10 protein-coding genes are annotated in these 8,937 nt (G+C 61.8%); 4 read left to right on the top strand and 6 right to left on the bottom strand.

All coding sequences use genetic code 11. From position 1 onward, the window contains the following. Window positions 1-813 precede the first annotated feature (813 nt). From LAN64_05835 to LAN64_05825, 3 genes are read left to right on the top strand one after another with little or no spacing between them, the layout of a single operon-like run. Window positions 814-1,287 (top strand): hypothetical protein, encoded by a 474-nt coding sequence (locus LAN64_05835; protein MBZ5567356.1) that lies wholly within the window; start codon window positions 814-816, stop codon window positions 1,285-1,287. A 53-nt stretch (window positions 1,288-1,340) separates the two neighbouring features. After that, window positions 1,341-2,036, top strand: coding sequence for a molybdenum cofactor guanylyltransferase (locus LAN64_05830; protein MBZ5567355.1), 696 nt, complete (start codon window positions 1,341-1,343; stop codon window positions 2,034-2,036). Then, entirely contained in the window at window positions 2,033-2,833 is an 801-nt protein-coding gene (locus tag LAN64_05825; GenBank protein MBZ5567354.1) for an ATP-binding cassette domain-containing protein, read from the top strand. The genes LAN64_05830 and LAN64_05825 overlap by 4 nt, the downstream gene beginning before the upstream one ends. Before the next feature lie 8 nt (window positions 2,834-2,841). Here the strand turns inward: LAN64_05825 and LAN64_05820 are convergent, their stop codons facing one another. The 4 genes from LAN64_05820 to ftsY all read right to left on the bottom strand — a co-directional run bounded on the left by LAN64_05820 (window position 2,842) and on the right by ftsY (window position 6,416). Next, on the bottom strand, window positions 2,842-3,243 hold the full coding sequence (locus LAN64_05820; GenBank protein ID MBZ5567353.1) for a PPOX class F420-dependent oxidoreductase: 402 nt from the start codon (window positions 3,241-3,243) through the stop codon (window positions 2,842-2,844). 36 nt (window positions 3,244-3,279) lie between these two features. After that, window positions 3,280-3,921, bottom strand: a complete 642-nt coding sequence (locus LAN64_05815; protein MBZ5567352.1) for a riboflavin synthase — start codon at window positions 3,919-3,921, stop codon at window positions 3,280-3,282. A gap of 100 nt (window positions 3,922-4,021) precedes the next feature. Then, window positions 4,022-5,182 carry a bifunctional diaminohydroxyphosphoribosylaminopyrimidine deaminase/5-amino-6-(5-phosphoribosylamino)uracil reductase RibD gene (gene ribD, locus LAN64_05810; GenBank protein MBZ5567351.1) on the bottom strand — a complete coding sequence of 387 codons (1,161 nt, stop codon included), beginning with the start codon at window positions 5,180-5,182 and terminating at the stop codon, window positions 4,022-4,024. A 277-nt stretch (window positions 5,183-5,459) separates the two neighbouring features. Beyond that, window positions 5,460-6,416 carry a signal recognition particle-docking protein FtsY gene (gene ftsY / locus LAN64_05805; GenBank protein ID MBZ5567350.1) on the bottom strand — a complete coding sequence of 319 codons (957 nt, stop codon included), beginning with the start codon at window positions 6,414-6,416 and terminating at the stop codon, window positions 5,460-5,462. 216 nt (window positions 6,417-6,632) lie between these two features. On the opposite strand from ftsY, the gene LAN64_05800 reads away from it, so the two are divergent. Next, window positions 6,633-6,959: an antibiotic biosynthesis monooxygenase gene (locus tag LAN64_05800; protein MBZ5567349.1), complete on the top strand. Its 327-nt coding sequence runs from the start codon at window positions 6,633-6,635 to the stop codon at window positions 6,957-6,959. Between the two features lie 152 nt (window positions 6,960-7,111). On the opposite strand, the gene LAN64_05795 is transcribed toward LAN64_05800, so the two are convergent. Then, window positions 7,112-7,654 carry an HD domain-containing protein gene (locus tag LAN64_05795; GenBank protein ID MBZ5567348.1) on the bottom strand — a complete coding sequence of 181 codons (543 nt, stop codon included), beginning with the start codon at window positions 7,652-7,654 and terminating at the stop codon, window positions 7,112-7,114. Continuing rightward, window positions 7,546-8,877 carry a HAMP domain-containing protein gene (locus tag LAN64_05790; protein MBZ5567347.1) on the bottom strand — a complete coding sequence of 444 codons (1,332 nt, stop codon included), beginning with the start codon at window positions 8,875-8,877 and terminating at the stop codon, window positions 7,546-7,548. Before LAN64_05790 ends, LAN64_05795 begins: the two co-directional genes overlap by 109 nt. Window positions 8,878-8,937 lie beyond the last annotated feature (60 nt).

The following is an 8,937-nucleotide window of genomic DNA, read 5'->3' as shown; positions in this document are numbered from 1 at the left end:
GCCTGCGTCCATCTGCTTCAACGCGGCGATCATCTCCGCTTCCGTGTGCCGGCTCCGAGACATGCTCCTCCCCGATCTTTCGCTTCCGCGAAACTGTGAAATCATACTCAGTTGTGTGCGGATTTAGGGGAGCAGGTCAGCCTGCCGACCCTCACCCTCATGTGTATGGCTCACGCCCGTCCCGATTTTCACCCGCACAACTGACTGGGGCATTCCCATTCGGTCTTCACCCCCAAAAATAATTCCGCCCATATCACAGCTTCTTCTCCCCGAATGGTGCTATACATGCCCTGTGAGCTGAACCGCTCCGACGGCCCCGGTTGCTAACCGTGATTTTCATCACCTTCCACTAGCACCGCCGTCCACGAGCCAGCCAACACTCGGACCTCGCAGTCCGCTGAAACCGATTTCGCCGACGCCACACCATGACGCCTTCGCATCTGCCGCTATCCGTGCCTTCAGCTTCTCGGACCCTTCCGCCTTGCGCCGTGAGCCTTGCGCCTGTTCCCTCGGCCCCTGAAGCCTGGAGCCTGAAGCCTGGACCCTGTCTTTCGGCCCCTGAAGCCTGTAGCCTGAAGCCTAAAGCCTGCCATTTCAATATTTTGCCTCTAACTCCCTATTCCTCAAAGATCTACAAGGAATTTCTCTCTAACCTCCTGATTCTCAAAGATCGACTCAGGGGGGAGGGGGTACCCTGTCCGGCCTCGCAGCGGACTACGGGACTACCAACTACGGACTACCCTCGACTCAACAACTCAGAACTCACAACCCACAACTTCTGGAAAAACTGGAAACTGGAAACTGGAAACTGTCATGACAATCCCCCGCTGCCAGCACATTAAAGTGAACGGAACCCAGTGCGGATCGCCCGCCCTCCGCGGCAACTGCCACTGCTACTTCCATGCGCACCATCAGCTCAAGCCCGCCAACGACAGCGCCTTCGACTTCCCTGTCCTCGAAGACGCCAACGCCGTCCAGATTGCGCTCATGCAGGTCATCCGCGCCATCGCCGACGACAAAATCGACTCCAAGCGCGCCGGCCTTCTCCTCTACGCCCTGCAAACCGCCTCCTTCAATCTCAAGCGCGCCAACCTCGAACCCGATATCACTAATGTCGTCCTCGACCCATCTTCTCTCGTCCAGGAGGTCGTGCCGACACCCGACCCAATCGAACTCCTCCTCGCCATGCGCAGCACCTACTTGGACGCTCCGCCATCTGAAACTTCCGCAACTTCTGCGGACGACCTCGATCCTGTCGTCCAACATGTTTCTCAGATCACCCGATGACGCCACTCGAAACTCGCAACTCGCAACCGGCTCGGTACTCGCCGTGGCATATCATGGCTTCTATGTCGGAAGCGGCGGCGTTCGTGATTGCCGGCGGGCAAAGCTCGCGCATGGGACGCGACAAGGCGTTCCTGGAACTCGACGGCCGCACCCTGCTGGAGCGCGCGCTCGACCTGGCGCACAGCGTCAGCGATCAGGTCATGATTGTCGGGCGGCGCGATAAGTTCGGCGCCTATGCCGACGTTGTGGAAGACGTCTATCCCGGGCAGGGGCCGCTGGCCGGCATTCACGCCGCGCTACTCTCGAGTTCCGCGGAATTGAACCTGATGTTGGGCGTGGATACGCCTTTCCTGGACGCGCGTTTTGTGCAGTATCTGATCGAGCAGGCGGAGGCGAGCAAGACGACGGTCACGGTGCCCGTCACAAGCAAGCTGCCACAGATCAACACAGACCAACACAGATCAAACATGACTCATTCCGATCAGTGTTCATCAGTGAAAATCAGTGGCTCAGCTTCCGCCCAACCGCAGCCGCTGTGCGCAGTTTACCGGCGCGAGTTTGCGGCGGTCGCCGAAGAGTCGCTCCGGCAACGGCGCAACAACATCGTCCCGCTGTTCGCCAAGGTTTCTGTGCGCGAGATCGGCGATTCCGAGCTGCGCCAACTGGCTTTTGACCCCATAATGTTCGAGAATCTCAACACGCCCGAGGAGTGGGAGCAGGCGCGCCGGCGTCTGCAGGTCAAATCATGACGGAACCGAAACCGTATATCGAATTTCAGGACGTATGCAAGGCGTTCGGCTCGAACAAGGTGCTGGACCACGTGAGCTTCAACGTGTGGCCGGGCGAGACCTTGTGCATCCTGGGACGCAGCGGCGTGGGCAAGTCGGTTTCGCTGCATCACATCATGGGGTTCCTCAAGGCCGACTCGGGGCACGTGTGGGTCGCCTACGAGGACATCACCGACTACCGCGAGCCCGACCTGGAGCGCATCCGCAAGAAAGTCACCATGGTGTTTCAGAACGGGGCGCTGTTCGACTCGCTCAGCGTCGGCGAGAACGTCGCTTTCCCGCTGCGCGAACGCGGCGACCTCGACGAGCAGCAGATTTTCCAGGTGGTGGACGGCCTGCTGGACATGGTCGGGGTCAGGGCGATGCGCGACCTGCTGCCCTCGGATTTGTCCACCGGAATGAAGCGTTCGGTGGCCATTGCGCGCGCCCTGGCGGCCCAGCCCGAGGCCGTGCTCTACGACGAGCCGACCACGATGGTAGACCCGCTAATGGCCCAGCTTCTTGGAGATTTGATCAAAAAGTTAAAGTTTCAGTTGAAGCTGACCTCGGTCGTGGTGACGCACGACATGCGGCTGGCGGAAAAGCTCGCCGATCGCATCGTGTTCCTGCACGAGGGCCGCGCCGTCTTCTGCGGAACGCCGCAGGAGATGGCCGACAGCGACGAGCCCATCGTCCGGCAATTCCTCAAGCTGGACGAGCTCGACAGCGAACAGTTCCGCCGCCCCGACATCGAACCCGGTCAGCAGCCGGAGGCCTGAGCCGGTCTTTATCCGTTGCCGTGCACGTGCTCCAGCCGGACTTTGTAGATCACGCGCACCTCGCCCGGCTGGGCGTAGGGATACTTGTCCACGCCAAGATATTTTTTCGCCAGCTTGTTGATGGAGTCGTCGGCGCCCTCCTGCGTGATGTCGGTCACTCGCCCGCGGACCTCGATGTAGCGGTACGGGTTCTCCGGGTCCACAATGGAGAGCGACACGCGAGGATCACGCCGCACATTCAGGTCCTTCTGCCGCCCGCGTGCGGAGTTGAAGACCACGTGTTCGCCATCGTAGTCGAACCAGACGGGCGTCACCTGCGGCCGGCCGTCCGGCATCAGTGTGCCCAGGTTAGCGAACGCCTTCTTTCCCTTGAACAGGTCGAGATACTTTTCCGGGATCTTCACCGCCATGCTGCTTCCTCCGTGTCAACTGTGTGTTCGCACCACCTAGAATCCTTGCGCTACCAGCCGCTCCACCGTAACCGCGTTGGTCGAGCGCGCGCCGATCATCTTCTCGACGTACTTGGCCACGATGTCGGTCTCGATGTTCACCGGGTCACCCGGCTTGAGGGAGCGCAGGTTGGTCGCCTCGGCCGTATGCGGAATGATGGCGATGGTGACCTTGGTTCCCTCGACCTTCGCCACCGTGAGACTGATACCTTCAATCGCAATCGAGCCCTTGTAAACCACGTAGCGCTCCAGCTCGGCGGGGATTTCGACGTGCAGCCAGAAATCGTCCGCGCCGGGGATACGCTCCAGGCCCAGGAACCTTCCAGTTCCGTCCACGTGCCCCTGCACGATGTGGCCGCCCATGCGCCCGTCGGCCTTCATCGGCAGCTCCAGGTTAACCAGCGCACCCTGGGTGATACGGGAAAAGGAAGTCAGTCTCCAGGTCTCTTCCGCCAAGTCGGCACGAAAAGAAGTGGGAGTGATTTCAACCGCGGTCAGGCAGACGCCGCTGACCGCGACGCTGTCGCCCTTCCTCAATTCGCGCGCCGTACGGGCCGCCTCGATGATTAATCGCCGCGTGCCGCCGCTGGGGGTAATGACCGCCACGCAGCCCACGTCCTCCACTAATCCTGTAAACATGATTGCCTCGCAGAGATAGTCTATCGTCGCTCGGTCTACGGTCCTGCCGGAATCAAAACAATACGCGGGCCGAACGACAAAGACCGAGAGACCAAAGAGCTTATGAGTACGGATCTCTTACATATGCTTCTACCGCAAAATCTTCCCCAAACCGGTGCAGGCGCAGATTCTTCACGTGCGCCGCCTCGCTCATGCGGCGAAATCCGGGGCCGGAGGCAAAGGGAACCGAGCCGCTGCCCGCCAGGATTTTGGGCGCGTAGTACAGAAAAACCTTGTCCACGATACCGGCCGCCAGCGCCGCCCAGTTCACCATCGCGCCGCCCTCGATCAGGACACTGGTAATGTCCATTCCGCCCAGCCGCTCGACTATCCTGCACAAGTCGGGGCGCCCGTCGCGGCCGCCGAGGGCAACCTGTTCGACGCGCACGCCGCGCTCCTCCAGTGCTTTGCGCTTCTTCTCCTCGGCAAAGGAGCACAGCACGAGAAGGTCGCCGCGGCAGGTTTTCGCGACTCGCGATTCCAGCGGCAGGCGCAACCTGGAATCCAGAATGACGCGCAGCAGCGCACGCCGCCGTGGCAGCCCGGTGCGGTCGGTGAGCAGCGGATCGTCGGCAACGACGGTGCCCACGCCGACCATGATCGCATCCATGGCGTGCCGCAACTCGTGCACGTGAGCGCGGGCCACTGCGCTGGTAATCCAACCGCCGGTGGCGCCCCCTGCGCCGAGTGCCGAGGGATTCCCGGACTCGCCCGGCGGCGGAGCGATCTTGCCGTCCAGCGTCATCGCCGCCTTCAAGATCACCAGCGGTGTGCGCGTGCGAATATGTTTAGCAAAGGCCTCGTTGAGCCGCCTCGCCTCGTCTTCGCCAATGCCGGTGGTGACCTCAATCCCGGCCGCGCTCAGCTTCTGCAATCCTTGCCCCTGTACCTGTGGGTTCGGATCTTGCATCGCAGCCACCACGCGCCGCACGCCCGACTCGATGACCGCATCGGCGCACGGTCCGGTGCGCCCCTGATGCGAGCACGGTTCAAGGTTGATGTACAGCGTCGTGCCCCGCGCCCGCTCTCCAGCCTGCTCCAGCGCCAAAATTTCCCCGTGTTTCAGGCCGTCGTAGGTGTACGCGCCCTCGCCGATCACCTGGCCGTTTGCGTTCACGAGCAGGGCGCCGACGCAGGGGTTCGGCGAAGTCAGGCCAATGCCCTGCCGCGCCAGTTCGAGCGCGCGCTGCATGAAGCGTTCATCATCGGCGGGCGTACGCATCAGTGTCAGATTCGTCTTCTGGCTCTTCCAGCGCCACAGCGCCACTGCTCACGCGCGGACCCTGGCGGACCGGCACCGGAACACCGGCTTCTTCACTGGGCTCGGCGGGTGTGGCCGGGCGCAACAATCCTCGGACAAACCACCCTATGAACCCGATACCCGCAACGGCAATACCACACAAGAACAGCATGGTGGCTACTGAAAGGACAAGGTCAAGTAGTGCCTTCACGGAGCTTACTCAATCCACACGACACGCGAGGGCGAGTGTGCCACACGGTCATTCGAACAGCGAATCCACAAATTGCCCGGAATCGAAGGGCAACAGATCAGTCTGCTTTTCACCCACGCCGACATAGCGCACCGGCACGCCGAGCTCACGCGAGATGGCAACCACGATTCCGCCCTTGGCGGTGCCGTCCAGTTTGGTCAGCACGATTCCGGTTACACCGGCGGATTCGGTGAACAGCCGCGCCTGCTGCAGCCCGTTTTGTCCGGTGGTGGCATCCATTACCAGCAGCACCTCGTGCGGAGCCCCCGGAATGATGCGCTGCGCCGTGCGTCGCATCTTCGACAGCTCTTCCATCAGGTTGCTTTTGGTGTGCAGCCGGCCGGCGGTGTCCACGATCACGTAATCCGTGTTGCGCGCCTTGGCCGCCTGCAGTGCGTCGTACAGCACCGCCGACGGATCGCCGCCGGGCTTGGTTTTGATCACCTCGGTGCCGGTACGATCGCCCCAGACCTCAAGCTGTTCGATGGCGGCCGCGCGAAACGTGTCGGCGGCGCACAGCAGGACGGTTTTTCCCTGCGACCGCAAAGCGTTCGCGAGCTTGCCGATGGTCGTCGTCTTCCCGGTCCCGTTCACGCCGACCACAACAATCACCTCCGGTCCTTCCACCGCCTTTACCGGCTCGAGGCTGGCGCGGCTTAGGATATGAAGCAGTTCGCCCTTGAGCAGACGCTTGAGTTCGTCCACGTTCCCGATCTGGTTGCGATCCACTTTTTCGCGCAGCGCCTGCAGGACTTCTTGCGTGGTCGCGCTCCCCAGGTCGGCGGCGATCAGCGTCGCTTCCAGGTCGTCGAGCGTCTCGCGGTCGATTTCCTTGCGGAAGGAAACCACTTCCTCGATGCGCTCGCTCAGATTCTCGCGCGTGCGCGTGACCGCCTGCTTCATGCGGTCGAAGAAGCCGGGTTTCTCGGGCTCCTGCTCGAGGCTGCCGAACAAAGTCTGAATCATAGGATCCCGCTGCGCGCTAGCGCGGAGCGGCGCCGGCGCGGAACCACTCATTATAGATGGAGCGCCCGAGCGGGGAGCGCCGGGCTGCCGGGCTAAGGCTTCGCCGCGCTTGACCGCGCGCGGCAGCAGGACTACCCTTTTCCGGCGCTCACAGTGGGGTGTGACGCATCCCTTTCTTCCCGGCGTATTTCCAATTCCGCGAAAGGAGTCCCTCCCATGATTTCGCGTATCGTCACCTGCACCGTGAAGCCGGAGAAAATCACCGAATTCCGCAACGCGCTCAAAAACGAGGTCTTGCCCAACATCACCCGCCAGCCCGGCTTCGTGGACCTGGTGGAATCCTTCGACACCGCCACCGGCACGTTCGTTTGCACCTCGCTGTGGCACACACGTCAGGATCTGGAGTTCTACGACCAGACGCTGTTCCAGGAGATCGCGCAAAGAATTATGCCGTTGGTGGACGACCAACCCGACATCAAGACCCTGATGGTGGAGAACTCCACGGTGCACGACATCACTTCCGGCAAGAGCGCCGCAGCCTGAAAAGGTATTCCCCCTCGAAAGGTAAGAGCGAGCCGGCGGGCTCGCCTTTTTATTGTTTTATGTATCGTGCCAAAAACCGCAACTGATCCTGGTCGGCACGAAGCCGTGCCCTATCGCCGCGCACCTTACTCTGTGAATTTGTGGGAAGCACACTAGCTGCTCGTGGTCTGCACCGAAATTGGTCCGATGGCCTCCGCCGCGGCGGCAGCGACGATCTTTTCAGCCGCCACGGCGGCACGGCGGATGTGCAGGTCCCCGCGGTTGAACACGCTCTCCAGGGCGGCCACTACCTTGGGATCGAACCTGGTCTCCGCCAGCGACTTGATAATCTTGACCGCGTACTCGGGCGGGCGCGCCTCCTGGTAGGGACGGTTGGTGGTCATGGCGTCGAAGGTGTCGGCGACAGCAATGATACGCGGCACCAGCGGCAGCTCCTCGCCCTTCAGTCCGAAGGGATAGCCGCGGCCGTCGAGCGACTCGTGGTGCAACTCGATGCCGGGAATCATCTCCTTCAACTGTTGCACCGGGCGGAGGATGTTGGCGCCGCGCGTGGTGTGCGTTTTCATGATCTCGTACTCTTCCGGGGTCAGCGCGCCCGGCTTTTTGAGGATGCGGTCCTCGATGCCGATTTTGCCCACGTCGTGGAGCTGCGCGGAAACACGCACGATCTCAATCTGCTCATCGCTGAAGCCCATCTCGGTGGCGAGAATCGTGGAGTAGCGACCGCGCCCGCCAGCATCTGGATGGAACCCATGAACAGGGCGCGGTTCTCTTCCGCGGCGCGCTTCAGGTCGGCGACGAAGCGCTCCAGATCCTCGGTCATGTGATTGAACGTCTGCGCCAGTTCGCCGAACTCGGTGCGGCTGGTGAGATGCACGCGCTGGGAGAAATCGCCGCGCGCGATCGCCCGGCTGGAGTCGGTGAGGATATCGAGCGGGCCGGTGATGCGCCGCGCCGCGAACACGCTCACCACGATCGCCAGCACGACCGCATAGATGGCATACCACAGCGCCTTGGACTGCATTTCGGCCACGTCGCTGTAGGCCTCGTGCTGCGGCTTCTGGGCGATCACCGCCCACTCCAGCGACGGTACCGGGCTGTAGGTGCCCAGCATAGGGATTCTCTCGCCGTTGGGCAGGTAGACGGTGAATTCGCGCGTGGCCACCAGTTGTGCCTTGCCGCCCGATTCCAAGAAGTTCTTCACGATTTCGAACTTCGTCATATCCTGCCCGGTGGCGAAATTCGGAATGGCTCCTAGCACCAGCCGCCCCTGGCGGTCCACAACATAGGTGACCAAGCCGCCCCTGGCGGCATCGCGCAGGCGTCCAGTCAGAAAGCTCAAGTCCACGGCCGCGCCCAGCATTCCGATGAACCGTCCTGCGGCCATCATGGGTGTGCTAAACAGAACGACGATGCGCCGATCATGCCCGGCTTCCAGCGACAGCGCTTGACCGGTGTAGGCCCTCCCCTGCCCGGCGGCGATGAATGCCCGCTCCAAATCCTTGCGGAAGAAATCATCCGGCACTACCCGACCGGCCGAGATGCCTTTCGCCTCGGGGTTGAGCAGGGTGGCATAGGCCACATCGGGCGAGGAAGAAACGAACTTTTCCAACAGGGCGCGCAGTTCCGGGGTGTTGACGTGGTCTTCGCGCAGATCGCTGCCGCTGGCCACCTGGATCGCAGAGGCCAGATTCGCCAGCATGATTTCAAGGTTGCGCTGGCGGTGATCGATGTCCTGGCCCAGCGACTGGGTAATCGTGTTCTGCAGCACCATCTCGTTGGTCTTCAGGCGTTCCCGGTTGATGGTCATCACCTGCCCGGCGTAGAAGTACATCGGTACCACGCTGACCAGGACCAGGACCCCCAGGATCAGGTACAAGATTGGCACGCGAGTTGGAGTGAATAGTTTCTTGAACAATTTCAAGTTCCCGGAATGTCGCGATTCTATGATGAAAACCCCGGCCCGCAAGGCACAATT

The organism is Terriglobia bacterium, assembly GCA_020073185.1.
Taxonomy (GTDB): Bacteria; Acidobacteriota; Terriglobia; order Terriglobales; family Acidobacteriaceae; genus JAIQGF01.
This window is presented reverse-complemented; position numbering and strand designations above follow the sequence as displayed.

Bases quoted from the DNA above. Each gene is read 5' to 3' on its own strand.
- ftsY (MBZ5567350.1), bottom strand. From the start codon at position 6,416: ATGATTCAGACTTTGTTCGGCAGCCTCGAGCAGGAGCCCGAGAAACCC.
- LAN64_05815 (MBZ5567352.1), bottom strand. From the start codon at position 3,921: ATGTTTACAGGATTAGTGGAGGACGTGGGCTGCGTGGCGGTCATTACC.
- ribD (MBZ5567351.1), bottom strand. From the start codon at position 5,182: ATGCGTACGCCCGCCGATGATGAACGCTTCATGCAGCGCGCGCTCGAA.
- LAN64_05835 (MBZ5567356.1), top strand. From the start codon at position 814: ATGACAATCCCCCGCTGCCAGCACATTAAAGTGAACGGAACCCAGTGC.
- LAN64_05800 (MBZ5567349.1), top strand. From the start codon at position 6,633: ATGATTTCGCGTATCGTCACCTGCACCGTGAAGCCGGAGAAAATCACC.
- LAN64_05795 (MBZ5567348.1), bottom strand. From the start codon at position 7,654: ATGGGCTTCAGCGATGAGCAGATTGAGATCGTGCGTGTTTCCGCGCAG.
- LAN64_05825 (MBZ5567354.1), top strand. From the start codon at position 2,033: ATGACGGAACCGAAACCGTATATCGAATTTCAGGACGTATGCAAGGCG.
- LAN64_05820 (MBZ5567353.1), bottom strand. From the start codon at position 3,243: ATGGCGGTGAAGATCCCGGAAAAGTATCTCGACCTGTTCAAGGGAAAG.
- LAN64_05830 (MBZ5567355.1), top strand. From the start codon at position 1,341: ATGGCTTCTATGTCGGAAGCGGCGGCGTTCGTGATTGCCGGCGGGCAA.